Here is a 26,856-nt window from a genome sequence, read left to right as displayed (position 1 = left end):
CTGCTTATTGCGGTATCTTTAATTTTTGACCAGGAAAGATCCAGTGTCCTGGCTGTCTAATATTCCGTCTGCTACGCTTAATCATAGCCTTTTTATTGACGTTCCAGATCTTGCGCCATTTTGTACTGTCTCCATAAAACTTGCCGGCAAGGTCCCACAGTGTATCGCCTTTCTTAACGGTGTATGTTTTAGGAGCTGATTTAGATGGCCGTTTCTTCTTCGTCTTTTTCTTCTGCTTGATCTTCCGCGGCGAAGCGGTTTTGTATTCCTTCAGCTTTATTTCAAAGTCACGATCACCTATGTCTTTTTGTCCCTCACTATAAGAAAAACCCTCAATGCTGCAGGTGAAATTTATTTTCGTGCCAGTAATCAAAAATTGAACTGGCTTTTTTGCTTTCGCCCATTTCTCAATCTTAGCGATAGCATTTTCAGGAGAAGGAAATCCCTTATACTCAGCAAGCGGGCTGTGTTTCTTCGGAAAAAAAGAAGAGAACGAAATTTCTTTCGCTCCCGGTTTATCAATAAATGTGACTTCCCCAAAACTGGCCACTTTTACAGATTCATTTTGAATTGTGTTTGATATATCAATTTGTTCAGGAAGGACAGGAAGCCGCAGCTTGTCCTTCCCTTGTGAAATCCAAAATTCATAAACGGATCTAGTCAAACGCAACGACTCCCTTCGTTCCAATATTGATATCTTGTTCAAGTTCAACGACAAGGGCCTGCTTAATTTTAGAGACAAAGCTGTTCACGTCTTGATCATTATAAAAATGCTGATCACCATTAAACTGAATGACAACCTCTTTACCGCCTGCAGCTGTCACAGTTGTTTGATTGCTTCCTGCGGTAGCAGCTGTGACTTGACCTGATGGTAGTTCAGTTTGACCGGTTTGAGCCGGGTCTGTGACTTCCATGCCGAGCGCCTTAGCTGCTTGAGCTAACAAATAGCGCCCGCGAATCCCCCGTTCTTCCGGAATGATCCATTCACGTTTATTTCCTTCCCCGACACGAGCAATTTGTTCTTTTGTGATCAGGCCGCCGTTAGCATAACCAACATACGGACCGCCATGTCTCAAGCTTTTAATGCCAGGCACATTGTCAATTGAGCCGTATCTGCTTTTAATGTAGCCGATCGCGGCAGCAGCGTTGTGAATTGGATTTCTGATGTTACCCATGCCCGGCGCTTTATGTGCATTAAAGGTGGTCGGTATTGTCTGCATGAGCCCTTGGGATGGATTGCCTGCCTTCGCGTTACTATCCCACAGGTTAATAGAGTTTGGATTTCCACCAGATTCATACTTTGCAATTGTCATTAACCCTGGAAGCCAGTTTAACGGTGTCTTTGTGGCCATCATCGCAGCCATAAGCCACTGTTTCACATTTCCGCCCATTGCACCCATTCCGGAATAAGCAGCTGCCAGTGATCCAGCTTGTTTTTCAGCATATTTTTTCACATCGACAGAATCTAGACCTTTTACAACACCAACAGAGGCAAAACGCCCCAAGCTCATCATGACACGAGAAGGTGAATGAATATCAAGCTCCTCACGAAATGCCTTCTCAACTTTTTTCGCCAGTTCCTTGGCAGCTTCATGGACTTCACTTGCCTTAGAAGTCATGCCAGAAACAAAATTACCGATCATACCGCTTCCCCAGCCGTTTGATGATTCTTTAGAGCGGATAAACGGTTTATTCACATGAGTATTAACATACTGATCAGTACCGGTCTGAGAACTGTTTTGTCCGGAAGCAAAACCTTTGATCGTACCGGTTCCCCATGAAGAGGATTTATTCACACTGTTTTGGAATGGTGTTTTGACTTTCGTCTGCAGGAAACCATCTGTTCCTGTTGCCGTACTGTTCTGGCCGTTAGCATAACCATTGACCACTTGTTTTCCGTAATTCGGAGAGTAGGAGATCAAATTTTTCATAGGCTGGCCAACGTTTTTCTGTTTCCAAGCGTCCATTGAAACGACATTATCGGCAATACCTTGATCAAAGCCCTGCGTGAACTGTTGACCGAAAGAAGCAGCCTGTTCATTAAGGCTCGATGTGTCAACGGTAGGAGATACTGTAGCGGAAACCGTTGATCCGCCAGCTAATGGAGAAACAGCAGCTTCTCCACCTGCTGATGAAGCAGAAGCCATGTCATCAACAACGCTCATTCCTAGTTTAGAAGCAGCCTGAGAAAGAAGCATTTTACCGCGGCCCTTGTTGTTATCAACAGGGATCACAAACTCTTTACCCGCTTCGCCAATCCATGAAATGGTCGGTTTCGTAATATAGCCACCCGTCGCATTCCTTTCAAGAACGCTCTTTTGTTTAGGGAAAATACTTGGAGGCGCTGATGACTGCGACTGAACAAGACCAGCAATTCCTCCGCCACCGCTAGATTTTCCACTAGATGAAGACTTGCCAGATTTCTTTTGATGAAGACCTGTTGCATCTTCACCTCTACCGATAAGGTTATTTATGAACCGTCCTCCAGCGCCAGCCAATTCTTGGAGTTTAATGACCCATGCAAAAGTATCTTGGAATTTCTCCTTAATTCCGTCGGCTATGTCACTTAACGGATCACCAACATTTTCACGGAACCAAGTCTCAATACCTTTCCAAGCGTCTTTAACTGCTGTTTTGGCTGACTCGAATTTTTCCGAAATGGATTTTTTGGCATCTTCCACTTTTGAGACAATTGGATTCCACACATTTTCACTGAACCAAGCTGAAACAGCACTCCATTTGTCAGATATCCACGTCCATGCTTCGTTAAGCTTTGTCCAGATCCAGTTTGCTGCATTAGTGACAGCATCACTTACCGGCGTCCAAACATTTTCCATGAACCAAGTTGAAACTGTAGACCATAAATCTGAAATAAAAGTCCATGCTTCGTTGATCTTCGTCCAAATCCAATTTGCTACGTTACTAACTGCTGTACTGATTGGATTCCAGACGTTGTCATAAAACCAAGTTGCCACTTGAAGCCATTTTAGTTGAATCCAGATTCTCGCATAATCAATATGTGCTTGTATCCAGCCAGCCACAGTTGCCACTGCATCACTAATGGGATTCCAAACATTATCCATGAACCAAGTGGAGACAGTGGACCATGTGTCTGAGATCCAAGTCCAAGCGTCATTTATTTTTGTCCAAATCCAATCAGCAGCATCAGTGACACCGTCAACTAATGGATTCCAGACATTATCCATGAACCAAGTGGAGACAATCTTCCAGAGAGCCTTGATACCATCCCACGCAAATAAAAAAGCACCTACTACTAAATTTATAATTGGAACTGCCGTGTTATAAATAGGTGTCCACACGTTATCCACAAACCAGGATGATACGTCATTCCAGGTATCAGTTAGCCATTTCTTAGCATCCTCGAATTTGTCAGTGATCTTATCAATCTTATCTCCGGCCCAATCACTAACAGGGGTCCAGACATTATCCATAAACCAATCCGAAAAATCAGACCAAGTATCCTCGATCCAATCGACGGCATTTCCTGCACCGTCCTGAATTCCATCCCATGCTTTAGAAGCGCCTCCATCATCAAACCATTTGCCAATGGAGGATCCTAAATCAGAACCCCCTATACCGCCTGCGATACTCCCGACGACTCCGCCAACCGCAGTGCCGACAACAGGGACAACAGAACCAATGGCTGCTCCTGCGGCTCCACCTGCAGCAGCTCCACCAAGATTCCCGGCGAAAGAACCAACTTTCTCACCTGCATTTTCTTTGTTCATCCCGAGCAAATCGGTTGCCGCTAATGCAGTCCCCAAAAGAGGGATACCTTTCGCGAATTTACCAACACTTTTCAGAGGACTTAAAACTTTCCCGAACTTTGAGGCTCCGCCTGTCGCTCGGCCTGCTGCACGAAGTTCGGATCTGGTGGTGTTTACTGAAGCTCTCGAACCTGCGCTTCTAACAGGATCAGCTGCTGTTCTTCCTGAACGCCTTCTCTCCAGTTGTTCAGATGATACAGTGATTGATCTGTTAGAAGGGTTTACTCGGGTTGGGTTTCCGCGCCGCCCTGAAGAACCTCTTCCTCTTCGACTACGACCGTTCCCGGCACCTCCACCACAACAGCAACAAGTTAAGCCGCCGCTACGTGGTAAACTTGTCGGACTTGAGGAAGATCTGGATCCTCCGCCCCTTGTACTGGCATTACGAGCAGCCCTTCCATTTCTTCTGCCGCTTCGTGTGTTTGGATCAGCATCCGGTGTCCGGTTCGGAATTAACCTTCGAATCACTCCCGCTGCGTCACTTCCGACAGTGCCTATGCCTTTTAAGAGAGGCCGTAGGATTTTCAAATAAGCTATTAAACCTATTAAAGAAGGAATCACAACTTTAAAAGCTGTTTTCAGTTCATCCCAATGATTCACCGTCCACTCAATGGCCACATTTAGCTTGTCACCTATCGCCTCGCCAAGATCAGTAATATCTTTTTTGATCTCTTTGAGTTTCTCTTGACCTTCCTTGCTGTTTAGGAACGAGTCGATCTTGTCAAAGGCTGGGCCTAAACCGGTAAGCAGTGAGGTTCCCATATCCTTAGAAATGCTTTCAAAATCCCGCATGGCGTCATTAATCGGTGTCATCGGGTTATTATCCCTAAGCTTAGAAAAGCTGCGTTCCAGTTCACTGCTTGTTTTTGCACTTGTGCCAATGCCTTCGGCCATATCTAAAATCGGCTGCTTCAGATCTTCATATTGCGTTCCTATTAGCTCTGTGGCGATAGATGCCCGCTTAGTCTTGTCTTTGACTTTTGATAGGGCGTCAGCTACCTTAAATAAGCTTTCTTGACCACTAATTGAGCCGTCTTTAAACCCTTTGAACATCTTCTCTGTTTCTTTGGCACCGAATAGCGACTTAAACGCGTCCACTTGACTATCAGACATTTCAGTACGACGGATGTTAAATTCACGCATACTGTCAGCGAGGTTGTCAAAGTTCCTAGCCCCGCCCTTTGTCCCTTTAATCATCGCATTAGCGATCTGGCCGCCTGTAAGCTTCATGTCCTTAAAGGTGGAACTGTATTCATTCATCGTGTCCAGCAAATCGTCAGCCTGATCCCCGGCGTTCCGGTACACATAAGCGATTAAATCTCCGCTGTCTTTCCCGGACATTTTCAAGTTGTTATACATTGAGCTGAAGGCCCGGTCCACTTCCGCCTGATCAGCATTCATGAGCTGTGCGATCTTGCTAGAAGACTCAGTCAATTCAGCCAAGGCTTTTTTAGATGCTCCAGTCTGTTGTGACAAGGTTCTCAGAGATAAGCTGACTTCTTCCCGGGATCCTCCCGCTTTATTGTCATAATAGATCTGATCTGTCATTCTAGCAGCGTCTTTTTTGCTGACATTCGAAGTCGCTGAAACATAGGCGTCTTGGGACATGGCGCTTTTCCCGCTGCCCATAATTGCACCGGCAGACAATCCGCCTGCAGCTGTCAGGGTGATTGTAGCGTTTTTCAGGCCGTCCAGCTTCGCTTCTATTGCATCGAGAGCCGCTGAAGCCTTGTCCTTAATAGAAACAGTAGGTTCAGCATGTTCGCCGTCTACATCGGACACATGGCGGCGAATCTCGTCTAATTCACTTGATGCATGATCACGGACTGAAACAGTAGGTTCAGCGTGTGAGCGGTTCAAATCTGAAAGGCCTCCTCGAATTAAGCGAAAACGCGGTGTAGCTTGATCATTAACTGAAACCGTCACTTCATGGCTACCCTCAGTAAGATCCTCCGTTTGTTGGCGTATAGAATGTAAACCATTCGAAACCCGATCATCTAAACCGACTTCAAGCGATCGGGACCGTCCCGTCAAGCGGCTCGCTGATCTGTCAATTCGTCTCATAACCCGCTCAGTTCGATCTTCAGCATCAAAAATAAGAGGGCCATTAGCGGCCCTCTGAAGTCTTTCTGCATTTCCTTGTATGATTCGAAGCTTGCGGGAAATCTTATCATGTAAATCAAATGTAGCTGTTAGTTTAGCCATAGTTAATTACCTCCCTTCTTCGCTTCCTTTTCTAACAGCTCGAGCTTGTAACTGATTAACCCATATAGAAGCGCCTTGAATTCTCTCGGCGCCTCATATAATTCTTGTAATTCTGACGGGGCGTACTTGAGCTCGTGCATAGCGTAATAAAGATACACGGTCTCTTTATCCCCGCCCTCTATTAGTTTTTTGCTGCTTCTTCTAGATCTTCTGGATCGTCTTCAAACCCGTTGATTTCAATTGCTTTATTTAGCCAGTTCGCATACTCACCACCAACAGAAAGAACACGCTTTGCAACTTCCACCGGATCCTCTGTTTTGTAAGCTTCGCGCAGCTCTTTAGATTTAAAGTTTGGGTAAACAGTCGATTCAACGGCAATACGAGCATAGAAGCGTTGGCTGTCCAACTCTTTCACGCGGCCGCGGCCTTTTACATTTTTGTAAGTCGTGTTCTCTTTCTCCAGCTCGTCAATACGTTCCGTAGTAATGGCTTTGAACACGAAAGGAATAACCTTGCCTGCTTTGTCTACGAATCGTTTAGAAATCGGAACTTCTACCTCTTCCGCTTCGATTGTTTGTCCTGGCATAAAGAATGAAAGATCATAAGTTTTTTCGTTTTGTTTTTCGCTCATGTTAATTAGCCCCTTTTCATTTCGGAAATAAAAAAGGCATATTTTCTATAAAAAATATGCCTTACCAATTTTTTCAGTTATAATATTAAATAAGCAGCTTAAAGTTGCTTTAAGCTGCGTAGGCCCCTCCATACAATCATTACTTAATTTATATTCTGTAGAAGGAGGTGAATTCATATGTCTGCCTATGAAACATTCATGGTCATCATAAACTTTGCTAGTTTACTTGGCAGTGTTGTGACTGTGGTTTTGACTTTTTTGACCTTTATTTTCACTTTCAAGAAAAAAGACACTCATCCGGTTTATACAAGATCGGAAAAGTGTCCAAGTGAAAAAATGGACCCTCAGGAAGGGTAATTTTTAAAAGATGGAGTGTTGCCGCACTCTATCTTTTTTATTTTATGCAAAAAATCAAGACGTTAACCTTTTAAAACGGCTGTTTGACATTTTTATATACATTTAGTATAGCAAAATTAATAATAAATTAGCAATCACAAACACAAAAATGTTACAAAAAGTAACTAAAAGGCGCTTTTAACTGTGTGCCTTTTTATTCTCATTTAAAACGTATCCTTCAGCTTTTCAGGAAGATCAAAGTCCTCAAAGGTAAACGGTACCTCTTCCTCTAATGCCTCAGAATCAACATCAAGCCCTGCAATTTTAGCAGAGTCAAAATTCACATCATACAGTGTGACACGCTCAGTTCCGCGGCCGGAAGACGCATCATCCAGAACCGCTTGAAGCGTGAAATAAGGATCTTCACCTTTTTTAACATAGTTCAGCATAAGCTGCACAAAGCGGGATGTGACTTTATAAAATGTCGCTGTGCCTGTTCCGTTTGCGCCTGTCGTTTTATGACCGGTCATGCGGCGCCCCATAACGTTGACTTCCGATTTATTTTTCTCCACATTCGCTTCAAATGTTTTGATAAACGCCAGTTCCTCACCGTCCAAGAAAAGACGTCCCTCTTTACCAGATATCGTATTCTGCGCTTTAAAAGCCACCTTACTTCACCTCCACGTTAAAGTAGAATTTCTCAGCTGCATCAACTGGCTGTACAGCAAGATCAATCAGGAAACCGTCACGATCGCTATTTAGAGCAATTGTGATGTCATTCTCTGAATCAAAATTGGTAATGCCCCCGTTATCCTGAAGAACACTCAAATATTGAGTAATCAACGTTTTCACGAATTGAAGGCCGTCATTTGTAGCAGGAACGTCGCTACCGCTCGCTTTACGTGACTTAATCAGTGCTTTCAATTGAGATGTCAAATCATTATTGATTGCATCCAACACTCGGACAATTTTATTTTTCTGGAACATCTTATTCTTCTCAGCTGTAAGACTTGTGAGAGAATTAATATCCTTCTCAACAGAAACAGATTTGTCTCGAGAATCATAAGTAAACAGGAATTCCCCGTTCGCCAGCCGCTGAATTACCTGGTCGCTATCCAGTCGAGTAAGGACGTCCACCGCTCCCGTATATTCTACGAACGTAAGCGACTGATTGAACGTCGCTCCCGCGCTGGCGCCGGCGACCCAAGCAGTGGCTTTTTCCGGAGTGATCTCCGTTCCATCTTCAAGCAGCACCCCGCCTGTGACATTAATAATACCTTCGTGATCGCCTTTGTAATTAGAGAGTACGCCTTGAACCTTTAAGCCTTGATTGTCTCTCAGCCGTTTGATGAATGCGACAAACGTCGCTTTCAATTGCTCGTTATCCTCAACAGGTAGCGCGATTGTGTCAAAGTATTCGGTTTCAGCCGCTTCCAAGAAAGCTGTGTAATCAGCATTTGTCGGTGTTTTATCTGTGCCTCCTGACAAGCGAATTCCGGAAGATGCCGGAAGATCCCCGCTGACGTCCTCCGGAGCTGTGCCTGTTAGTGGAATAGAAACTGTTAAATCCCCTTTGCCTGTAAACTCGACAAACTTATTTGCTTTCAGCTCCTCAGCTTTCGATACCGTTTGCTTATCGACTTCTGACTGATCAAGATAGGTTGTGACATCAACTTTTGAAGAATCAATAACGTTTTCTGTAATTCTGATAATGATGTCATTTCCTTTAGTCCCGCCATAAAGAGCGGTTGCCTTTACGCCTTCGCTAATGTCTGCTTGTGCGCGTAGCCCCTCCGTCAAACGGTAAAGCAAGACTGTACTTGCCTTCTTCATTGCCTCACGAAGAAGCAACAACGAAGGATCATCAATGTTCAACCCTACTTTTTTATTCAAGTCCTCGATTGAAGAGATAGAAATGAATTTCTTAACCTCTCCCCAGCTGGACGCTATCGGCAGTGCAACTGTTCCGCGTTCGCCTACTGATACCCGATCCTCTGCGGTCGTTTTAAAGTTAAAATAAATACCGGCACGCTCTTTTTCCTTGCCGACTGTAAATGTTCCGCCGTTCATTTATTTGACCTCCTTTTGAAGAAACTGAGCGATCAGCTTCTTCGCTTCTGATTTAGTGATGCTGTTTTTTTCTGTATGAAAAAGAGCACCGTCAAACACCTCGGGCCTTACCCCAAAGAGCTCTCGACTGTGCTCTCGCAAATCCTTAATATAAAAAGCATTTTCTGTTCTTTCCTTTTTCGTGGCCATCATTTCACCCCGCTTGTAAATTCAAAGTTTTCAAGAGAAGGATGCTGCTCTCGTTCATACCAATAGCGACTCGTCCAATTTAAGACAATGCTCGCATAATCATCTGAGATACGCGTTTCTATACGTGATAAGCGAATAAAATCGCCCGTATCTTCACCAGATTCCCGAATGAGCGGAATTAATCCTCTCTTACTCCTAAGTGTATCCGCAATCCTTTCCGCTTCGTTATGAGCCTCCTGCGCGTTTTTGTGAAAGAGTTTCACGTTTAAAACATAGGATTTTTGAAACGTAGATACTGTATCCACCCCATCGACTGTGGAAGCCGGTGGAATGTAAAGAGATGGGACAACAAAGTCCTGCGGTATTTCTTTTTCATACACTTGCACAGGATACAGTTTGTATAGGCAGCCCATAATTGAGCCCACTTCTTGATTCATGGCAGCACCGCCTTAAAATTCTTCATCGATCCACTGCTGCAGCTTCCGCTCAAGGCTTCTCTCAAACATTAGTTCAAAGATGGCCATAGCATTATCCCAAAAGCCGGATCCATCAACCCATTGGAATTTCAGCAGCATTCCGGTTTTGGCAGCGGGATCATACTCGAACCGTTCACCCTTCCATCGTCCGGGGACCCACCGACGATCCTGATTTTTAGATGGATCAATTGTAAAGTGCCCGTCATTCACGTATGAGGCGTATTCCAGATTTGTTCCGACATCCAGTTTTAAGCTGCCTGATGTCATTGAAAAAATATTATCCTGGTCACCTTTCTGAAAGGAATTGAGCAAGCGGCGGGTGTCCACGGTCTTTGTCCTGATGATCTCATCTTGGATGGTATCTAAGAACTCAAAACCCATTGCTTCAAGCCACTGCTCATATTTCCTCTTCAGTCCCCCTCGAGAAGCCCTGTCTAATGATTGTATGAACTGATCGAGACCCCTAATTTTCATAAGTATTCCACCTCCCGGACTGCCGTTACTTCCCAATGATGATTCCTGATCTTGCGCGGCTTCTGTAGTTTATAAGCTGTGCCTTCCCAAACCACCCTGTCGTTCAAACGAATATCTGCAGAGGCTGGGAAATGGACCAGAAATGATTGATATATGGCCGTGTTCGGTTCCTGCTGCACAATGGATTGGTTCTTTTCTGTGAAGTAACACGGCTGTCCCGCTATATCTGGAACTTCAGGATATGAAAAAGCCGGCTGAACATTTTCAACCGGCACCCCAAAGGATTGTTTTTTGTTTTCTGCTTTATTCTGCAGGTGATAAACGTCGCATCGATGAGTTAACAAAGATCGATAGCTCATATGGACCTCATCCGCATTTTTACTTCCCTGCCTTCCAGACTTGGTTCAGCTGACTTCACGTAATCTTTAATCAGTGTGTAGACGTCTGGTTTTTGAATAGAGCTGCCGTTTCCAAGCGAATATGAATAGTCACCGATCTTCTCGGTTGTATATCCTTTTGTGATTGACTCATCGGAATTAATCAACGCGAAATACTGTGCCATTTTCAATAAAGCCAGCTGAACTGTTTCAGGGAGCGGATCATATTCCGGATCAGAAAAATTATGGCCAACTTGATAGGTGATATCAGCTGTAGCTTCTATGATGTCCTGGGAAAGAAGGGAATCAGACCGCTCCTTAACAGATTCAAAAACAGTGTATTCCTTCAGGTCAGCAGGAGTGATTAACACGCCGCTCACTCCCCACTGTTTTCTTGCTGATTAAGGATGAAGGCAATTCTTTCGTCTGCGTTTTTGAAGTCAGACGGATTGCCGCCAAGATCAGTAACAATGGCTTCTTGTTCAGTTTTATTCATGCCCTTCAATTCTGTTTCTGTGTACGTCTTCTTTGATGCCGTGTCATCATCGCTTTTTGGTTTTTCCGTTTCTTTCGGCTCTTCTTTAATTAAATGACATTCAAACTGGTCATTATTCTTCAAATAAGAATAAACGGTCTTTTCCACCTCGCGCATTTGATTAAGCAGGAAGACGTACCCCATAACATCGTATGTCTGGCCTGCTATCAACTCCGCTGTATATTTGTCGGCCATCTTTTATTCACCTACTCTTTCACTTTCACGATTTTAGCCACAGCATCTTCCTCTTCGAATGTGCTGTCCAGCTTAGCTGTCAGGACGATAACAAACATACGGCGGCGGATATCCTTATCAACTTCGATTCTAATATGACGAGAGAATCCAAGAATGATATTTTTCGGATGGGTTAGGATGATGTCAGAAACATCTGTTGTCGCTTCTGCTTCACCAATCGTGTAAGGCTGCATATTGGAAATTCCTTTAACCGGAATACCAAAAGCAGAAGAAAGGCCACCTTGAACAGCTGCATCCCCTAGATTTGTTTGACGATCAGCCACACGATCTTTCCACTCGACCTCAAGACCAGGTGAAGTATAGAAACGGAAGTCTTGCGGAATACGCAAATATTTAGAAGGAACTGCTTTTACACCCTTCTTAAAGGTTGCTCTTGTTAGTTCTTCACCGTTTACATCCACGATATGAGAAACCGCTTGTTTACGAAGACCATCCAACTGCGCCAGATACGGATCAGATGAAGTTTTATCACCATTGACGATTAACTCCTCAATATCAACAGCAGCTCGTTCTGCTAAAATTTGCATGATTGTATTTTGCAAACCTTCTTTTTCAATGTTGTTTTCGAGTGTATCGTATGTGAGGTTAACTTCAGCAATTACTTCTTTTGTGCTTAAACCAACTGTGCTTGTAGTAGGTACTGCTTTTTGATCTGTGGTCAATCCCTTGCCTTCTTGAGCAGCTCTTAAAATACGCTGACCAAAACCGATTTTTTCGATTTTTTGAGTATCATGATCCATAGGAATGACACGCGCATCCTTTAAAATAGTTGGCGCATCTTGAACCATGCGAATAAATGCACTAGCCTGGGTAGGGTTCATTAAGCCGCCTGTGTTTAAACTGGACAGCGTCATTTCTGCTTTTCTAATTGCCTCTTGGTTTGTCACTTCATTTCCTCCTTATAAAAAGAGTCAGGGTTTAAAGGAGCCCTGACCAGATTGATTTATTAACTTGTGTTTCAGTTTCGGAAGTTGTTTCATCTTGTTTAGAAATTCCGCGGCTTTTTTCAATCGCTTCAATACGATCAGCGAGCGGTTGAACAGCATCATTAATAGCTTTTTTCAACTTCTCTTCCTCTTTTTCCTCTTCTGCTTTTTTCTCATCTTTCTTTTTAGGATCCTCATCTTTTTCTAATTCTGCGAGCTGCTTCTTAATTGGCTCTAATGCTTCTTCGATGGATTTTGCTACATCCTCTGCGTTCATTTCTTCTTCCTCTCCTTCCGTCTCTACCTGACTCAGCAAATTGCCGAGAGCGGTATGAGCGCTTTTAATTTCTTGTAAGTTTGAAGCTGAGAACTTACGGCCGGCCTTTTGCAGTTCTTCAGGCTTTGGTCCAATCGCTTTCAAAATGTCATCGGAAATCAATACATTCTGGGCGATATTCACAAAGTCTTGCAGGGCTTCTCTGATTTTTTCGGGATCCGTCTCCATACCTTCGGAGTAATCCCATTTGAATAAAGCAGAGTTTAACGCATCTTGAGCCGCCCAAAACTCACGGCGTTTACGTCCTTCATCATACTTGTCCTGTACAGCACCTTTAAGAAGGTGTGCATTACCTTTGATAAAGTTTTTGAACAAATTAAAAAGCCCTTTCTCGTCATGTTTTCCTTGAGAAACAGGCTTTTCTTCTTGTTTTGCAATATCTGCGATGCCGGCCATTGAATAACCGGTGATCTCGCCTTTCTTAATTTCTTCCCATACTTCCTCGGAGGCTTTTGTCACAAGGACCCAGGATCCTTTTTTGATGGTTTCCCCATTAATTACAAAGTCAGCGGGTGCGACATAGGACTCTACCACCGCGCCAACGCCACCCTGAAAATCATGCTGCTTGTCAATTTCGCGGGCATCTTTCAGGAAGCCATGAGCGGCCTTTTCGATTTCTGCAGCTGTCATGAAATCCCCGTGAGCGTCCACTGTATCAGGCTCATATACGATACCGTACACAAGTTTTTGCTCGTCCGCTTCTTTTGCAATGACCTTGACTTCCTTTTGAAAATCCGGCTGTTTTTCTGACTTCATAAAAAAGAACTGCTTTTGATTAGCAGCCTTGTCTACATACGAAACATGTGTGATTTTTGCGTTTACTAATTCTCTTGGCATGTTGTTCACCTCCTTTCAAATAAAAAAGGCGAATTTAAATTCGCCGTCATAATTTGAGTAAATCCATAAATGATTTTATTACCTTAAGAGGCGGGAAATAACATTCTGTAATTTTTAGTGTTAATTCAGCTATTAACTCGCCTTTTTTTTCATTAATTGTCTTTTTCACCTCATCCTGAAGGTCAATATTACTATCGCCTAAAGCAAGAGGGTTGGGATTTATTGTATAATTCAAAGGGTTAGTTATATCACATTCAACTGTAAAAACGAAGTTACTTAAATATTGATCAAAGTTAGTAGCATCCTTTAAAACCAAATAAACACCGCTATTCACACTAACTTTCGTTCCATCTAAAGTAATGTTAATGTCAGAAAGTCCTTTTAAATTTACCATTTCAAAATTCAAATGAGAATCAAGGTAGGCTTCTATTATTTTCTCCGCATCATCGAGAGCCTTATTAATTAAAACAGATGGGTTCAATTGTTCCAATAATGTTTCTAACTGGTTTTTATAAGATTCTATTTCAGCAACCATTTTTTGAGCAAAATCTGACGGATCGGGAACACTACTTCTAAGGCTTTCAATTGCATTTGTCGCTACAGTGACTATCTTATCTTTCACTGCAGTATTTAATTGATCCTGAACGCTTTCTGCTACTTCCGCAACTGTAGGTATGGGAGGTATAGTAATTTCGGTTGGACCAATAGATACAGAAGAAGGTGCATCAGGTATATCATCAACACTTAGATTTTGTATATCTTCAACTCCCTGATCAACGATGTCCTGGACACTTTGAACATCTGCTTGGGTTACTGCCTCTACAGTATGATCGACCACATCTTGCAATTTCTTCAAAAACGACATTAAAACTACCACCTTTTTAAAAGGTAGGTTATGATTCACAAAAAAAATTATACATTCGATTCAGAAATCACTTCAAATTCATTAAGGTTTCCCTTCGAATTTCTTCTTTTTCTTCAGCTGTCAAACCTAATATTTCGTTATCTACAACTGGGGATAAAACACAATGGCAATGAACCCGCTCGCCTGCTGATAGTTTAGGATCCCTTGGAAACATGCAGGTCTCACTACTACCTGGTATCTGAAATTCTTCATCCACTCCAATGACTGTGCCGTCAAGATCGATGTGATTTTCACGCGGGTTGTTTTTCTTCCCTCCGCTGTGCCGCCATTTCTTTTTCTTTACTGCCGGCGATTGTGCATATGATTCATGCTGAGCAGCAGATGAAGCGGCAAGCACTTCAGTAATGGCCGTGGTCCGAGCCCGCTCCCTATCGAATTGTGGCATGTCTTTGAGAGTCAACTCAATGTCCTGTATAGATGATCCGTTCTCGATGGCATCCGTCAGCACGTTTTCAACTGCTTCATGAGTATTCAGCTTCATGATCTTGGCCAACTTTTCAGACCAACCTTTGATCCAATCAGCTGCCCTGGTTGATAAAGCTTTAAATGGGACATCTGGATCTAATGAATCCATGATCACTTCAGCGAGCTCCTCAACGGTCTGCTGCAGGAATCCCTCGGTAAGCTCCTGAAATTCTTCCTCAAAGTCATCCTCTGCAAATAAGTTCTGCGTAAAAAACACCAGAAGGGCTTCCAGCGTCTCTTTTGAATCTTTGCCTATAAAACCATTCAGACCATTTAAAAACTTCTTACGCTGGCGTCTGAGCAATCTGGCGATGCCTTTTTCATATTCTTCGACAAATCCGGGTATCTTAGAAAGGCCGGGGAAATCAGGTACGACCTCCACGAGCTTCTCTTTGTCATCTTCCTCGGCTTTTTGAATAAAGAGATTTAAACTCTCCAGCAGCTTATCCGTTTTGTTCATCGCTTTAGATCCTCCAGAACATCCCGCATATCTTTTAGTATGCCGATTACATTAGGGGTGCCGCTTTTAGACTTAAAGAGCGCAGCCAACGGATCAGAAGCGGGTGCCGCGGTATTTTTACCTATCGGCCTGCTGTACTCTTCCTCTGGCCATTCTTCAAGTGTCTTACCAAGAATACGTCCAGCAAGATCACGCAGATCATTCGGCGAGACTGCGCCAGCATTAATAAAAGGAGTCAGAACCTTTGCTATCTCGATAGGATCCCGGAAATCCGGTCCTTTTAACTGCAGCTCAACCTTATGAATTTCAAGATCGTTTAAGAATAAAGCATTCAGCTTACCTGTGATTAATTTTCTTTCCGGCTGAAATACTTGTTCCTCAGTGATCTTTCTGGCCGTGTCAGCTGTCGCCTTGTTATAGTCCTGGGCTTCGCCAGTATAGAGCGGCGGCAACCGGAAGGCGGAGCGGAGCTTGTCCCTGCTCTTTTGATCGTATTCAAGAAATAATGCGTCTTGCTGAAGGATTTCAGCCAGTGACTTGATTTCCACTTTAACTGGCGTGATTTCCTCATCACCTTGAATGTTTTTGCCCTTGGCTATCCCTTCCGCTTCAAGCAAAAGAAACTTATGTGCGTTTTCTACACCTTCAAGACCGTTCATATAGTCCTGCAGTTGCTTATATGAGTCTTCAGACAGCATTCCATTTTCAATGGTTATAGCAGCGGGAACGTGCCGGCCCTGTTTGAAGTACATGAAATTCAACTCTTCAGCCTTACGCGCGCCGTATAAATTGACGATGTGGCCAATCCACCGCGGCTTCCCGTATGCTCCGCTCCCGATTTTAAAATGCACAACCTCATTGGCCTGTTTATCAAAAGGAGTCTTTTCATCATATTCTCCTGTTTCAGAATTCAAGATTCGAGGATCTCCGTATTCTTTGAAAAACACCCTTTTGCCATTGACGATCTGCACATATTTCCGGAAGCGTTTTTGACGCTGGATCTTCTTTAACGTACCTGACTCAAAATAATTGTATGGAACCTCAATAGGTTCTGATAATGAGCAAACTCGGACATATTCAGATGCCATATGTTCAATGCCAGCCGGTTTCCCGCTCCCGTTTCGAATTACTTCGATATATCCATTACCGGTCTTTTCCCGGTCTTCTATGCTAAAACCCAATAATGTTTCAGCTGATTCATCAAAATGAATATACTTAATGAATTCTTCAAGTTGCTGCCACTCTTTATCCGCTGCCGTTTTTTCTGCAGAATCCACTTCATCAGAATTGATATCCTTTGAGTATTTCATCTCGAAGCCGAAGCCCACTATATTGGTCTTGTACGCATCGACACACTGCTGTAAGATCGTCGAATACTCTGCGATGTGTTTAAGCTCTTTAAGGTTATACGGCGGGGGTATGATATTCTCTCCGTACATATCTTCAAATTCATCTTTATAAATCTGTTTTGTTGTTTCAGTAGGCGGAGCAGCTTTAAAAACCTGCGCTCTAACTTTGGATTTACTCATTCAATTCCCCCCTTTCTCTGCTTCGTGGTCTTGACCGTTTAGGTCTTCCTTTTGATTCTTCCTTCAGATCGGTTACCTCGTAATCATCAAGGGCGTACCAGATCGCTGAAAGTGTATGTGGGTCTATGGTGAACTCGTCCTCAATGATGTGTCCTAGCTTATCTTTCGCGTAGGTGAGCGGCTTCAGCTCGTATATCGTGTTCTCACATCGATCAGAACAAATGATTTTCTTGAACCGCTTGATCTTCTTTGTATATTGAAGGCGGGATCCTTTATATTTGTGGGCGCCCACCATATTGAATCCTTGCTGCTGAAAATATCGGATTGTTTTGGGCTCCGCTGAGTCCGCTTTAATTAACTCCTTGGTCTCAGCAAATTCACTAAGTTCTTCAGCCGTTTGGTCGTCCGTCATTCCATTTTTGTAATACTCCCAATAGATATAGAGGTATTTCTTTTCATGGTCCACAGCAAGCCGGACAACGGCGTTATACGATTCCTCAAAACCAAAGTCCATGCCTACTCGTTTAAGCGGGCGATTAATATTATCGATTGCTGTCATAACCTCTTCATGTGGCCGCTCTTCAAACTGAGGCAGCACACGAACCCCATTCACGCCAAAATGACCTTTCCGCGCAATTCGGTAAAGGTCTGGATCGTATTCTCTCATTTCATCAAGCTGCTTCACATAGCTTTCCGGAAGAAATAAATTATCGTCCGCTGTTGAGTGGTGATAATAGGTGTCGTTAATTACGACAGTCCGCTTTTCGTATAACTCTTTATCATCGATCACAAACCGTTTTTGGCGGTCATCTTTGAAGAAATGCTTATATGTCCAGTTTTCTTCTCCGACCGGGTTTGTTGAAAGAATCATATGAAGCGGCAATGTTGGGTGACGCAGACGTCCAAGCAGCTCCTTGAACCCCTCATACTTCACCTCAGAACATTCCTCAATCCATATGAGAGAAACATTATTGATCGATTTCAGTTTGGCCGGCTTATCCAGCCCTTTAAATATGATCCGGCCTCCGTTTGGAAAGCGGATCTGCATTGGTGAAGAAACGCATCTAACTATATGATCGATCTCAAGGTCATTGATAATTTCATCAAAGAGGGAAAAGGTTGAGTCCCTATGCGTGTCGTATACTTCCCTCACGACAAGAACGGTCCGCTTCTCTTCCAGTAATTTAAGAACAATCTTGAGCGCCACATGATAACTCTTCGAGGATCCATAACCGCCGACTAGAAACTGAAACTTTTGATTCCAATCAAAAAGAAAATCCTCGAAGTGCGGATTTACTGGCTTTACCTTTTCAATCATTTGTCCTCATCCTTACGCTTGCGCTTTATCGTAATGTGAACTGAATTATCAACCGGACGAGCTGTGAGCCTTTCAAGCTCTGCCTGTTTGGTCTCATTTGTAAGGTAAATGCCGCGTAGCTTCAGCTCGTGTTCATCCATGGATCGAATCATTTCGTATTTCTGACGGATTGCTTTTAACCGCTTATCAGTGACGCGGGTCATTGCTTCTTCCAAACGAAGAATCTTATCTACACTCGGCTCAGATACCTCTTCAATTTCGGTAACGACAAGGCGCTCATTCATAAGTGCCTGGTGCTTTACTAAACCAGTTTTCTGGTCCTTGGTAGGCACGATGTCTTTTACTTTTCGCAATTGCTGAAGGACGCGGCGTTGCGTTTCATTCAAGCCATTCTCTATGCGACTTATTCTTTGCATCATGCGCCGCTCCCGAAGACTCAGCTCCCTTATTGTTATATCAATTTGATAGAGCGGGTCTGTTTCGATCTGGCCAAACAGTTCTTTTTCTGTATCATCCATGAAATCAAATAAGATTGATTCATACTCACCCGTACGCACAGAGTTTTTATTTCCTTTAGGAGCTGCGCCACCTCTATTCCCTTTGGCGTTTTGATTACCAGGCGGCGCTTTTCCTCCCTTATTCCCTTTGGCGTTCTTACTTCCTTTTGGAGCGCCAGGGCGTTTAGTAACGTTACCATTGGAATTATCATTTTGTTTAGTAACGTTACCATTCAATTTTTCTTCCCAATGATCTTGGTTTTTCCACTTACGAATAAGTGACGGGGAGCAACCGAGCTCCTCAGCTATATCTTTTAGTAAGCGGGTTCCGCCGCTTTCTTCCCACAGACGGAACGCTTCATCTCGTTTAGGATCTCGTGGTCTCGGCATTACATCTCACCCACCTCCGGACCTCATAATTAAGTTTGTGTTTGTTTTAATAGTTTTTGCTGATGTGTCTGGCTATTACACCTTTAGACAAAATATTCATTTCTTCTTTTATAGACTTAAATCTATGTCGAAAATTATTGTTTGGCATACCTTATACTATCTCCCCTAAAGGAGGTGGAAGTATGGGATTCTTCGGTGGATATTCTAACGGAAATACTGGTTACTCAAACGGATATGGTAGCTCCTTCGCTTTGATCGTGGTGCTATTCATTTTGTTAATCATTGTTGGAGCTACATTCCTTTACTAATCTGAGAGTAAATCCAAAGCCTTTTTTAAACTCACCTCCCTGTGAACTGCAAAACGCCATAAGAAGTTTTTATGGCGTTTTGCTATGTGACTAATTAGTACAAATCTTCATCTTTCTGAAGCTCTATATCAAGCTCTATGAGCTTTTTTAAGTCGTCCACAGTATTCACCTTTATATGGCCACTTTGGAAGTCTTTGACCCACTGGGCGATACCTGCCTGAATGATTTTTCGGTATTTCTCTTTTGATTGACTGATGTTCTCTAACAACTCGGCACTATGCAGGAGAAGGAGATTTTCTTTTTCATCGTCAGAAAGGGAACATACGTTTCTATTTTCTATTGCCATCCTCCCTGTCCTCCAGTACAATATGAGATTAGAGCGTGATGTTTCCACAACGCGGCCGCGTCTTGATCACGCTCTTTGACAGGGAGTTTCTCTCTGTTTAGAAAGGGAGGGTGTTAGCAGCACCCTCTTTTTTATTATTGAAAAATCGATCTTTTATCCTGCACAAAGTTTATTTTTATACATACACATACTTTGACTAATCTAATCATGAGGTGATTTATGATGAATCAATATTGGGGGCAATCAAATTATATGCACCCATCAGGATACTTCAATAGTAATTTGAAGTGTTGTGTTTACAAAAGAAACTATCCTCGTGCAGTTGATCCAGTATGTGTGTCTACAACAACTGAGTGCCCAAGTACAATAGGGGATTGGTATTTAGATGCTGTGTATTCAGTGGCTAATTGTAATGACTGCCAAGAAATAACTTTCTCCCCAAATTACTATCCTAGTCAACGATAATCATGTAGCTCAAGCAGGATAAATCTGTTTGGGCCTTCTTAAGCTACAAAGAACCATTGTTTATGAATTTGCTCTGCAATCCCCTTCATCATCAAGGGCGGCACGCTCATACCGCAAACATACTGCGCTGAAGCGTCCATGAAATCATAGTCGAGAGGAAAAGACTGCATCAATATAATGTCTCGTTCAGAGATATAATAAGGCTCGTCATATCGGACAAAGACAGAACCGCTCGCAAGTGTAGGCGGGACAATACTGTTTTTCACTAAAATCGTATTGAAATTAGATTCTTTCCCTTCAATTCTTTTAGTGATATCGCCTATGTTGTTATCTGACGGCCTTCTCTTCACCCATCTCCTATACAATTTTGATGTCTCTTTCAATCTGGATCCACGCCCGCTCCTAAACTCTTTATAAGGGATAGGCCGCTCATTAAACGAGAGCTTTAACTGAGGCAGGTTCAGATCTTTTCTTCGGCCAATAAAAAAGACCCGCTCTCTTCTTTGCGGGACTCCCATTGTGGCAGCATTCAACAAAAATACCTGAACGTCATACCCGATTTCTTTCGCTCTTTCTATAACAAGCTTCACATATCCTTTCGCTTTGCCAATGATCATGCCTTTCACGTTCTCGGCTACAAAAGTTTTCGGTTTCAGTCTTTCAACTGCATCCAGGTAATCAAAAAATAAATCATCAAGCGACTGCTTGGCCTGCCCCTCTCTGAAAGCTTTTTCCTTTCCCCAAGCATCCTCACGATCACCAGCCATTGAAAATACGCTGCATGGTGGAGATCCATCGAAAATATCTAAATCGAATAATTCCTCTGGCAGATCGTCCAATTTGTTGAATTTCCTGATATCCATTAAAAACGAGTATTTAGGATTGTGATTCTTTCTATAGATTTTCATCATTTGCGGATCTATTTCACAGTTCCCGAGAAGATTATATCCGGCAAGCTTGTAACCCATGGAGGAACCGCCGCCACATGAAAACGTACTAAAAACCTTCAGTCCGTTCTGTTCAATATTTTTCAGATCAGACAAATACCATTTATAATTGTTCATTGTTGCTCACCTACTCATTGAAAGAGAATCCACATTTAGGGCAGGTATGTTCAAATTGATCCTCTTCGTAATCATCAAGATCGATTTCATGATTATCAGTAACCTTCCCGCCGTTTCCTGCATGCTCTGTCAGATCTTCTAAAATACTTTTTAGTTCACCTTCTGAAAAGCCAGTGAAGGACAGATCAAAATTATTTTCTTCAAGCTCTCTTAAAACTTGTTCGAGCTTGTATTCATCCCAATCGCCGCCTGTTTTATTCAGCGCCAGATTTAACGCTCTTTCCTCGTTATCATCAAGGTCTACCACCGAAACAGTAAGCTTTGAAGGGTTATTCTCCATATGTATTTTGAACCGCTGATGGCCACCTACGAGGTTTCCTGTTCTTTCATTCCAAACAAGCGGCTCTACGTTACCGAACCGCTCTAAAGATGCTTTTATTCTTTCATAATCTGGATCACCTGGCTGAAGATCAATACGAGGGTTGTATGCAGCGGGGTTAATCTTTTCTACTGGTATAGTTCTAATATCCATGATGTTTCGCCTCCAATAAAAAAACACCTTATTCAGTAAGGTGCCTGGTACTTGTTTATACTCTTCTTCTAAAATGTCTTTTGTCTGGCATTTCATCTAAACACTCTTGTAATAATCTTTTATAACTGCTCAATTTTTTTAGTCTCTTTGAATACATAAAAGATAACAAAAACCAAATTCCTCCGGCAATATAAAAAACCAATATGATAATTGTCGAAGCAGCACTTCCTTCTGCTTCTTCTGTCAGACTGAGACCTTCTGTTCGACTGAGACCATAATTTAATGTACTTCCTAAAATAAAAGATAGAATTGCAAAAAAAGCTGTAGTAAAGTGACTTGAAGCTTTTTTATTTTCGATCATATCTTCCATCCTGCCCAGGAGCATTTGAATTTGCTTTTTATCATGACACTTTTTTATTTTATCTTTGAATTCAATCTGTTCAGATAAAGTTTTTTTATGTATGCCCTTTTTAATTTGTTCCAAATATACGAGAACGCTCTTGATCTCGCCAAACTCATTTATTTCTTTACTTTTACTCATAAAAATCACCCCCAGTATATATCGGGGATGATTTTTCAATATTTAGCAATTCAAGATAGAATGCTTACTTAATATAAAATTCGTCAGTATAGAATGTTCCTTCTGTTTTGACGGGATTTCCTTTGGAATCATAGCGCTCAACTTCAACTTTAAAGCGATATGTGCCTTTTTTGTTGTCGAACATCTCCTTGATGCCCCAATCATCATAATCCTTCTGATCGGGCTTGAGTGGGTTTGGAGAATTTGCATTAAGAGTCTTCCACTTCCCGCTCTCTTTCCGCTGAGGAATAAGGTTAGGACCTGCGATATAGTCATTGTCATTTTTGACAGCAACCCTAACGACCTTGTCCTCTGCTAAAATATGATTCTGTTTTGTTGGATTGGCGCTTACTCCTTTTAATGAAGCCATTCCGATTTCCTCCCTTATTTTGTTTTTGTGCTCCTATCCCTCTCCAAAGCACCGGCAGCCATACTCCCGATACATGACGGCTGTTCCCATCATTTCACTTTCTCCGGATACGGCCGCCTACACGTCTGAAGGTGTCACGTTTCGTTCCCATGATTTCTTCCCAATCCTGCCTCGTTAAAGGTTCATCTGCCTTTGTGGAGGGGCTTAACACTTTTTTAAGCTGCTGTTTCGTGTCAGCTGATAAAACGTCTCTCATCTTCATCTTTCATTACTCCTTGCCGAATAAGCACCGCCTTACGCTATTCGCTTTTATTTATTTGTGGCCCGCCGATTTTCCCCAGGAGGTAAGCAAAGAAAATGGAGAGCCGGTTTAAGACTTTCCTTGCAAGCGGGATCTCACCGCTTGCGTTCCCCGTGACTATCGCGCGCAATACTGCATAGACTCCAGCCGCTCCTCCTGTGAAGCTAACGACCTTCATAGTCATTCGATACATCCGAGTGCACACTTGATAAAGGAAAGGTGCGTCTCCTGGTTTGGCCATAAAAAAACGGCCACTAATCAGCTGTACAAATTCACTCGTACAAAAGATCAGCGTCCGTAGGTATCTCCTTTTTGGACTGTTATTCACGTTCGTTTTCTTGTCTCTATCGTATGACAAAACACAATTGAAAAAAGTACCCATTTAATCCCCCATTTTGTCGGCTTTTTGTCGGCATTTTATCGATAAAAACAAAAAAAGGACAGGATTTATCCTGTCCTTTATATTCATTTCCTTTTATCATCATCTAATCTTAGAACCACAATGCTTAATAAAATCAAACCAATAAACGTACCGTACTTCCCTGTGTCTAAATGTGTGAGTGGAGCTATAAAATATTCAATGATGAATATGATTATAGCAATTGAAACTAATATACGATTCATTTATTATTTAACACCTCGTTTATGCATTTCTCCATGGAACAATAACTGTTGTGCCAATTAACCAATGATATGAAATCCCATACTTACCATTATCGGAAACCTTCTTTATTGCCCATTTACTCGCCCACAATGCTCCAGCAAGAGCACCTGCGTACACAGAGATTCCTGGTAACGTTCTGAGTAATGCCGCGATACCAGCAATGGCTCCGGCTGCTCCATCTGCATCTTCAATGATATTTAAAAAGCTTTTGATTTTACATGAATTCATATTAACCTGTACAATTGGAACCTTAACTCTCACACTCTGCTTTCCTCTGCAAGCCATAACCGAAGCATCACTGGTTACCTCAGAGACCCTAACGGTAGCCGTATCAACTAACTTTTTTGAGCCCTCTGTTAGTAAATATTGATCGACCTTGATAGCTTCTTTAGACGTGCCTTTATCAAGTGTCTTTTGATCAATAAGATATTGCTTGCCGTCAAGTTCCATTGTGTAAGTTGAAGCATCCTCAGACTGATTAATAATCTTCATTCCATTAACAGGTGGTACATTTTCATTATTCGTAGAGGTTTTCGCAAAAGAAGGTAATGCAAATCCGCAGACTAAACTCAATACAAGAATTATGCTTACAATTTTCCTTTTCACTTATAAATCCCTCCCAAGGCTCAAGGCTATCACAATCAAAATTAAATAAACACCTATTTCCAGAAAAGGGGAATTTGTTCCTATACTTTCATAACTAAGTACCCATTAATAAAAAAACAGCCCTCAGATTATTCCGAGCGCTGTCGCGATATTGTATATAGCTTGTCTTTTAACCTGATAGAACTTATCCCTTTTGAGACCTAGCTCAATCATGATTTCAAGATCCTTTATTTTATCCGGAGACAAATATTTCTTTTCTATGATGCTGTATTCATCTTGATCAAGGCAGTGCTTTAGCGCCCTATTCATCTGCTTGACCTTCAGCTCATTATATTCGGTGCTTTTCCGCAGTTGCGGGAATAACCCGATGACTCCCTTTTCCTTTTGTTCTTTCCTATTCTCCGCCTGAACCTTTAATGATCTATAGGTTTTCAACTCTTTAATAACAAGGTTGCGTACTTCCTTTTCATTAACTTCTGGAATTAATGATAATTGTTTAACCAACAATTTAATCCCCCCTATTTCAAATAAAAGACACCAATCAAATACAAATTGTATTTGGTTGGTGTCCGGGTATCTCCTCAAGACTTTAAGCTTTATTTTTTAGATCTTCAATCCTAATTATACGTACGTTCTCAGTTTCAGTTTTTAGATATCCTTTTTCCAAACCTAAAAGGAGCTCAACCTCTTCTCTAAGCAAACTTAACTCATAATCTTTAGAGAGTTTTTGCAAAAATTCTTTACCATCTAAAACATCATTTTCAATCAGAAGTTCAACCGCTTGCCTAATAGCAACTGGTTCTTCCAAATTCTTAGTATCATCAAAAGGCTCATTTACCCTCCAATTATTTCGGCTTATTTGCCTCTGTAAATATTGATATTGATTAGGAGTTATTACGCCTAATCTATGAGCTCTTACTATCATTGCACTAATTGAAACACGCCATTTTTTCTTTAAGTGTTTATAATAATTAAGGTCAGTTCGATGCAGTGAAACATCTTTAGAAAATGCATCCTTGGGTAATAAGAAAGCAGAAGCAAATTCGTTAGCTTCTTCCTCTATTTTCTTGAACTCCTCTTTGGATATTTCGTCGGTGTTCAATTCTGGATCATGTAAAACTTTATGCGCCAATTCATGAGCTGCAGTAAACTGTCTTCGATAAAATGATCTCTTATCACTACCTAATACAATTGTGTAATATTCCTTATCTCCAATAATTTGATTACTGCCAAAAGCATCAATACTGTTAATGCTCGTGTTAATTGACGTAACAACAAACCCATTTTCTTCGAGTAACCCTACCATATTACTTATTGGTTCACTACCAAGTCCCCAATGCTCTCTCACTTTCATTGCAACTTCTTCTATATCTAAAGGTACATGATAGTCGAATTGAGGTAAATTAAGAGCTGGAAAGTCAATATATTCTTCCATAAAATGACGTATTACAGTGAGATATTTCACTCGATCATTTTGCATTTCTCTCTCTTTTTTTCCAGTGGATAGTAGTGATTTAAAATATGTGTTCCCAGTCTTAACATCAATGCCTTCTTGATAAAAATAATCTTTCGGAAACTTTAATACATCAATTAATTTAAGTACACTCTCGAAAGGAGGTGATGATTTTCCATTTTCATATTTTGAGATCATTTGTTTACTAACACCTAATTTATCCGCTAAATCAGTAATAGTTAATCCTCTGTATATTCTCCCTTCCCTTAATCTATTTCCGTTAAATTTAGTATTTATCATGATATTATACCCTCCACTTTAACAGGAAAGTATCAACTATCCTTTTTGTGATTTTTCTTGTTGTTTTTAAGATTAGGTAACTTTTTCTTGTCCTGAATTTTCTTTTGAATTTCTGGCTTTAATACTGGAATAGTTTTATTAATATTATCCGTTCCATTTTTAGAGTTATTAACTTGTTCATCAACTTTAGATTCTTCATAAGAAGGATTTATGAAGGCACTCCAATCTTCTTTATAAACCAATCTAAAATCGGAGGAAAACAAGTTAGCTTCTACCTTCACAGCTTTCCCCTTTTCTTCTTTTAAAGTCACGAAAATTACCTGATCAATCTCCGTATAATTTTCACCCAACATCTGTATAGCCTCAAATTTACGTTTTTCATTATAATCTTCAATGCCTGAATTAAACAGTGTTTCCTGTACACATTCCCCTGAAACATGGTACTGATCATCAAATTTCATATTTTTTAACAACAAAGCATGAAAATAATGAATTTTACTTTTCCCAAAATTCTTCCGAACTCTTTCTAGATTGCTTTCTTTAGTGTATATGTAAAGAGTACGGTTTTTTAAGCTCATTGCAAATCCCCAAAATCTTCTATTCGAAATCAAAGTCCTTGTGTCACTTTTTTCATCTTCAAGGGCTTGAATACGATTAAATCTTATATCCCATCCACTCATACCTCTAGAATTAAAAGTTGCTTTATAACCCATAAATTCTTTCAAATCTTGGAGAGATGTATTAACGGGGTCTGAAAAAGCCCTAACCAAATTAGATTTAAACTCTGTTTCTCCCAAATCATATTTTCGCATCCCGAAATCCCCTGCCTCTTTTTAAAAATAAACTT

At 41.6% G+C, this 26,856-nt stretch carries 31 protein-coding genes; 2 read left to right on the top strand and 29 right to left on the bottom strand.

Annotated features, from left to right (window positions below; all coding sequences use genetic code 11):
* Nucleotides 1-4: 4 nt before the first annotated feature.
* From KXD37_RS23750 to KXD37_RS23735, 4 genes are read right to left on the bottom strand one after another with little or no spacing between them, the layout of a single operon-like run.
* Entirely contained in the window at nucleotides 5-664 is a 660-nt protein-coding gene (locus KXD37_RS23750) for a LysM peptidoglycan-binding domain-containing protein (RefSeq protein WP_263463792.1), read from the bottom strand.
* Nucleotides 657-5,993 (bottom strand): phage tail tape measure protein, encoded by a 5,337-nt coding sequence (locus KXD37_RS23745; RefSeq protein WP_263463791.1) that lies wholly within the window; start codon nucleotides 5,991-5,993, stop codon nucleotides 657-659. The genes KXD37_RS23750 and KXD37_RS23745 overlap by 8 nt, the downstream gene beginning before the upstream one ends.
* Nucleotides 5,994-5,995: 2 nt before the next feature.
* Entirely contained in the window at nucleotides 5,996-6,133 is a 138-nt protein-coding gene (locus tag KXD37_RS23740) for a hypothetical protein (RefSeq protein ID WP_180960774.1), read from the bottom strand.
* A gap of 41 nt (nucleotides 6,134-6,174) precedes the next feature.
* The gene (locus KXD37_RS23735) at nucleotides 6,175-6,624 is read right to left on the bottom strand and encodes a phage tail assembly chaperone (protein ID WP_263463790.1); all 450 of its coding nucleotides are present in this window, start codon (nucleotides 6,622-6,624) and stop codon (nucleotides 6,175-6,177) included.
* Nucleotides 6,625-6,801: 177 nt separating this feature from the next.
* Between KXD37_RS23735 and KXD37_RS23730 the strand changes: the two genes are divergently transcribed.
* Nucleotides 6,802-6,981, top strand: coding sequence for a Toxic peptide TxpA (locus tag KXD37_RS23730; RefSeq protein WP_263463789.1), 180 nt, complete (start codon nucleotides 6,802-6,804; stop codon nucleotides 6,979-6,981).
* Between the two features lie 203 nt (nucleotides 6,982-7,184).
* On the opposite strand, the gene KXD37_RS23725 is transcribed toward KXD37_RS23730, so the two are convergent.
* The 15 genes from KXD37_RS23725 to terS form a co-directional block, all read right to left on the bottom strand.
* Nucleotides 7,185-7,628, bottom strand: coding sequence for a phage tail tube protein (locus tag KXD37_RS23725; protein ID WP_014112406.1), 444 nt, complete (start codon nucleotides 7,626-7,628; stop codon nucleotides 7,185-7,187).
* 1 nt (nucleotide 7,629) lies between these two features.
* Complete coding sequence (locus tag KXD37_RS23720; protein WP_263463788.1) at nucleotides 7,630-9,030, bottom strand: phage tail sheath family protein; 1,401 nt, start codon at nucleotides 9,028-9,030, stop codon at nucleotides 7,630-7,632.
* Nucleotides 9,031-9,222 (bottom strand): hypothetical protein, encoded by a 192-nt coding sequence (locus KXD37_RS23715; protein WP_263463787.1) that lies wholly within the window; start codon nucleotides 9,220-9,222, stop codon nucleotides 9,031-9,033.
* Entirely contained in the window at nucleotides 9,219-9,656 is a 438-nt protein-coding gene (locus KXD37_RS23710) for a DUF6838 family protein (protein ID WP_263463786.1), read from the bottom strand. The genes KXD37_RS23715 and KXD37_RS23710 overlap by 4 nt, the downstream gene beginning before the upstream one ends.
* Nucleotides 9,657-9,668: 12 nt before the next feature.
* Nucleotides 9,669-10,169, bottom strand: coding sequence for an HK97 gp10 family phage protein (locus tag KXD37_RS23705; RefSeq protein WP_087991977.1), 501 nt, complete (start codon nucleotides 10,167-10,169; stop codon nucleotides 9,669-9,671).
* Nucleotides 10,166-10,528, bottom strand: a complete 363-nt coding sequence (locus KXD37_RS23700) for a YqbH/XkdH family protein (protein WP_263463785.1) — start codon at nucleotides 10,526-10,528, stop codon at nucleotides 10,166-10,168. The genes KXD37_RS23705 and KXD37_RS23700 overlap by 4 nt, the downstream gene beginning before the upstream one ends.
* A complete protein-coding gene (locus KXD37_RS23695; RefSeq protein ID WP_263463784.1) occupies nucleotides 10,525-10,917 on the bottom strand; it encodes a DUF3199 family protein in 393 nt (130 codons plus the stop codon). The genes KXD37_RS23700 and KXD37_RS23695 overlap by 4 nt, the downstream gene beginning before the upstream one ends.
* A 5-nt stretch (nucleotides 10,918-10,922) precedes the next feature.
* Nucleotides 10,923-11,276: a YqbF domain-containing protein gene (locus tag KXD37_RS23690; protein ID WP_263463783.1), complete on the bottom strand. Its 354-nt coding sequence runs from the start codon at nucleotides 11,274-11,276 to the stop codon at nucleotides 10,923-10,925.
* Nucleotides 11,277-11,287: 11 nt separating this feature from the next.
* Nucleotides 11,288-12,223, bottom strand: a complete 936-nt coding sequence (locus KXD37_RS23685; RefSeq protein ID WP_263463782.1) for a phage major capsid protein — start codon at nucleotides 12,221-12,223, stop codon at nucleotides 11,288-11,290.
* Between the two features lie 31 nt (nucleotides 12,224-12,254).
* A complete protein-coding gene (locus KXD37_RS23680; protein WP_263463781.1) occupies nucleotides 12,255-13,436 on the bottom strand; it encodes an XkdF-like putative serine protease domain-containing protein in 1,182 nt (393 codons plus the stop codon).
* A gap of 46 nt (nucleotides 13,437-13,482) precedes the next feature.
* Entirely contained in the window at nucleotides 13,483-14,301 is an 819-nt protein-coding gene (locus tag KXD37_RS23675) for a hypothetical protein (RefSeq protein WP_263463780.1), read from the bottom strand.
* A 67-nt stretch (nucleotides 14,302-14,368) separates the two neighbouring features.
* On the bottom strand, nucleotides 14,369-15,286 hold the full coding sequence (locus KXD37_RS23670; RefSeq protein ID WP_263463779.1) for a phage head morphogenesis protein: 918 nt from the start codon (nucleotides 15,284-15,286) through the stop codon (nucleotides 14,369-14,371).
* Nucleotides 15,283-16,815, bottom strand: a complete 1,533-nt coding sequence (locus KXD37_RS23665; RefSeq protein ID WP_263463778.1) for a phage portal protein — start codon at nucleotides 16,813-16,815, stop codon at nucleotides 15,283-15,285. Before KXD37_RS23665 ends, KXD37_RS23670 begins: the two co-directional genes overlap by 4 nt.
* A complete protein-coding gene (locus KXD37_RS23660; RefSeq protein WP_263463777.1) occupies nucleotides 16,808-18,133 on the bottom strand; it encodes a PBSX family phage terminase large subunit in 1,326 nt (441 codons plus the stop codon). The genes KXD37_RS23665 and KXD37_RS23660 overlap by 8 nt, the downstream gene beginning before the upstream one ends.
* Nucleotides 18,130-19,020: a phage terminase small subunit gene (terS, locus tag KXD37_RS23655; RefSeq protein ID WP_263463776.1), complete on the bottom strand. Its 891-nt coding sequence runs from the start codon at nucleotides 19,018-19,020 to the stop codon at nucleotides 18,130-18,132. The genes KXD37_RS23660 and terS overlap by 4 nt, the downstream gene beginning before the upstream one ends.
* A gap of 182 nt (nucleotides 19,021-19,202) precedes the next feature.
* Between terS and KXD37_RS23650 the strand changes: the two genes are divergently transcribed.
* Nucleotides 19,203-19,328, top strand: a complete 126-nt coding sequence (locus KXD37_RS23650) for a YjcZ family sporulation protein (RefSeq protein ID WP_061669944.1) — start codon at nucleotides 19,203-19,205, stop codon at nucleotides 19,326-19,328.
* A 94-nt stretch (nucleotides 19,329-19,422) separates the two neighbouring features.
* Here the strand turns inward: KXD37_RS23650 and KXD37_RS23645 are convergent, their stop codons facing one another.
* The 10 genes from KXD37_RS23645 to KXD37_RS23600 form a co-directional block, all read right to left on the bottom strand.
* Nucleotides 19,423-19,674, bottom strand: coding sequence for a hypothetical protein (locus KXD37_RS23645; protein WP_263463775.1), 252 nt, complete (start codon nucleotides 19,672-19,674; stop codon nucleotides 19,423-19,425).
* 503 nt (nucleotides 19,675-20,177) lie between these two features.
* Nucleotides 20,178-21,203 (bottom strand): DNA cytosine methyltransferase, encoded by a 1,026-nt coding sequence (locus KXD37_RS23640; RefSeq protein ID WP_263463774.1) that lies wholly within the window; start codon nucleotides 21,201-21,203, stop codon nucleotides 20,178-20,180.
* Between the two features lie 10 nt (nucleotides 21,204-21,213).
* Nucleotides 21,214-21,735 (bottom strand): ParB N-terminal domain-containing protein, encoded by a 522-nt coding sequence (locus KXD37_RS23635; RefSeq protein ID WP_263463773.1) that lies wholly within the window; start codon nucleotides 21,733-21,735, stop codon nucleotides 21,214-21,216.
* A gap of 55 nt (nucleotides 21,736-21,790) precedes the next feature.
* Complete coding sequence (locus tag KXD37_RS23630) at nucleotides 21,791-22,276, bottom strand: hypothetical protein (protein WP_263463772.1); 486 nt, start codon at nucleotides 22,274-22,276, stop codon at nucleotides 21,791-21,793.
* 64 nt (nucleotides 22,277-22,340) lie between these two features.
* Nucleotides 22,341-22,685: a structural protein gene (locus tag KXD37_RS23625; RefSeq protein ID WP_263463771.1), complete on the bottom strand. Its 345-nt coding sequence runs from the start codon at nucleotides 22,683-22,685 to the stop codon at nucleotides 22,341-22,343.
* Between the two features lie 94 nt (nucleotides 22,686-22,779).
* Nucleotides 22,780-22,947, bottom strand: coding sequence for a hypothetical protein (locus KXD37_RS23620; protein ID WP_181279855.1), 168 nt, complete (start codon nucleotides 22,945-22,947; stop codon nucleotides 22,780-22,782).
* Between the two features lie 682 nt (nucleotides 22,948-23,629).
* A complete protein-coding gene (locus KXD37_RS23615; RefSeq protein ID WP_087992057.1) occupies nucleotides 23,630-24,256 on the bottom strand; it encodes a hypothetical protein in 627 nt (208 codons plus the stop codon).
* A 123-nt stretch (nucleotides 24,257-24,379) separates the two neighbouring features.
* A complete protein-coding gene (locus KXD37_RS23610) occupies nucleotides 24,380-24,763 on the bottom strand; it encodes an ArpU family phage packaging/lysis transcriptional regulator (RefSeq protein WP_263463770.1) in 384 nt (127 codons plus the stop codon).
* Between the two features lie 82 nt (nucleotides 24,764-24,845).
* Entirely contained in the window at nucleotides 24,846-26,009 is a 1,164-nt protein-coding gene (locus KXD37_RS23605) for a helix-turn-helix domain-containing protein (protein ID WP_263463769.1), read from the bottom strand.
* A gap of 32 nt (nucleotides 26,010-26,041) precedes the next feature.
* Nucleotides 26,042-26,821, bottom strand: a complete 780-nt coding sequence (locus KXD37_RS23600; RefSeq protein ID WP_019713090.1) for a DUF5986 family protein — start codon at nucleotides 26,819-26,821, stop codon at nucleotides 26,042-26,044.
* Between the last annotated feature and the right edge of the window lie 35 nt (nucleotides 26,822-26,856).

Source organism: Bacillus sp. XT-2, from assembly GCF_025696525.1.
In the GTDB taxonomy this organism is placed as follows: domain Bacteria; phylum Bacillota; class Bacilli; order Bacillales; family Bacillaceae; genus Bacillus; species Bacillus halotolerans.
This window is presented reverse-complemented; position numbering and strand designations above follow the sequence as displayed.

Excerpts from the sequence above, each read along its gene's own strand:
- KXD37_RS23620 (WP_181279855.1), bottom strand. The coding sequence starts at position 22,947 with ATGAAGATGAGAGACGTTTTATCAGCTGACACGAAACAGCAGCTTAAA.
- KXD37_RS23740 (WP_180960774.1), bottom strand. The coding sequence starts at position 6,133 with ATGCACGAGCTCAAGTACGCCCCGTCAGAATTACAAGAATTATATGAG.
- KXD37_RS23660 (WP_263463777.1), bottom strand. The coding sequence starts at position 18,133 with ATGATTGAAAAGGTAAAGCCAGTAAATCCGCACTTCGAGGATTTTCTT.
- KXD37_RS23605 (WP_263463769.1), bottom strand. The coding sequence starts at position 26,009 with ATGATAAATACTAAATTTAACGGAAATAGATTAAGGGAAGGGAGAATA.
- KXD37_RS23705 (WP_087991977.1), bottom strand. The coding sequence starts at position 10,169 with ATGAAAATTAGGGGTCTCGATCAGTTCATACAATCATTAGACAGGGCT.
- KXD37_RS23635 (WP_263463773.1), bottom strand. The coding sequence starts at position 21,735 with ATGGATATTAGAACTATACCAGTAGAAAAGATTAACCCCGCTGCATAC.
- KXD37_RS23625 (WP_263463771.1), bottom strand. The coding sequence starts at position 22,685 with ATGGCTTCATTAAAAGGAGTAAGCGCCAATCCAACAAAACAGAATCAT.
- KXD37_RS23650 (WP_061669944.1), top strand. The coding sequence starts at position 19,203 with ATGGGATTCTTCGGTGGATATTCTAACGGAAATACTGGTTACTCAAAC.
- terS (WP_263463776.1), bottom strand. The coding sequence starts at position 19,020 with ATGCCGAGACCACGAGATCCTAAACGAGATGAAGCGTTCCGTCTGTGG.
- KXD37_RS23730 (WP_263463789.1), top strand. The coding sequence starts at position 6,802 with ATGTCTGCCTATGAAACATTCATGGTCATCATAAACTTTGCTAGTTTA.
- KXD37_RS23665 (WP_263463778.1), bottom strand. The coding sequence starts at position 16,815 with ATGAGTAAATCCAAAGTTAGAGCGCAGGTTTTTAAAGCTGCTCCGCCT.
- KXD37_RS23715 (WP_263463787.1), bottom strand. The coding sequence starts at position 9,222 with ATGATGGCCACGAAAAAGGAAAGAACAGAAAATGCTTTTTATATTAAG.
- KXD37_RS23700 (WP_263463785.1), bottom strand. The coding sequence starts at position 10,528 with ATGAGCTATCGATCTTTGTTAACTCATCGATGCGACGTTTATCACCTG.
- KXD37_RS23745 (WP_263463791.1), bottom strand. The coding sequence starts at position 5,993 with ATGGCTAAACTAACAGCTACATTTGATTTACATGATAAGATTTCCCGC.
- KXD37_RS23600 (WP_019713090.1), bottom strand. The coding sequence starts at position 26,821 with ATGCGAAAATATGATTTGGGAGAAACAGAGTTTAAATCTAATTTGGTT.
- KXD37_RS23630 (WP_263463772.1), bottom strand. The coding sequence starts at position 22,276 with ATGAGTAAAAGTAAAGAAATAAATGAGTTTGGCGAGATCAAGAGCGTT.
- KXD37_RS23735 (WP_263463790.1), bottom strand. The coding sequence starts at position 6,624 with ATGAGCGAAAAACAAAACGAAAAAACTTATGATCTTTCATTCTTTATG.
- KXD37_RS23640 (WP_263463774.1), bottom strand. The coding sequence starts at position 21,203 with ATGAACAATTATAAATGGTATTTGTCTGATCTGAAAAATATTGAACAG.
- KXD37_RS23645 (WP_263463775.1), bottom strand. The coding sequence starts at position 19,674 with ATGGCAATAGAAAATAGAAACGTATGTTCCCTTTCTGACGATGAAAAA.
- KXD37_RS23680 (WP_263463781.1), bottom strand. The coding sequence starts at position 13,436 with ATGCCAAGAGAATTAGTAAACGCAAAAATCACACATGTTTCGTATGTA.
- KXD37_RS23675 (WP_263463780.1), bottom strand. The coding sequence starts at position 14,301 with ATGTCGTTTTTGAAGAAATTGCAAGATGTGGTCGATCATACTGTAGAG.
- KXD37_RS23720 (WP_263463788.1), bottom strand. The coding sequence starts at position 9,030 with ATGAACGGCGGAACATTTACAGTCGGCAAGGAAAAAGAGCGTGCCGGT.
- KXD37_RS23710 (WP_263463786.1), bottom strand. The coding sequence starts at position 9,656 with ATGAATCAAGAAGTGGGCTCAATTATGGGCTGCCTATACAAACTGTAT.
- KXD37_RS23690 (WP_263463783.1), bottom strand. The coding sequence starts at position 11,276 with ATGGCCGACAAATATACAGCGGAGTTGATAGCAGGCCAGACATACGAT.
- KXD37_RS23670 (WP_263463779.1), bottom strand. The coding sequence starts at position 15,286 with ATGAACAAAACGGATAAGCTGCTGGAGAGTTTAAATCTCTTTATTCAA.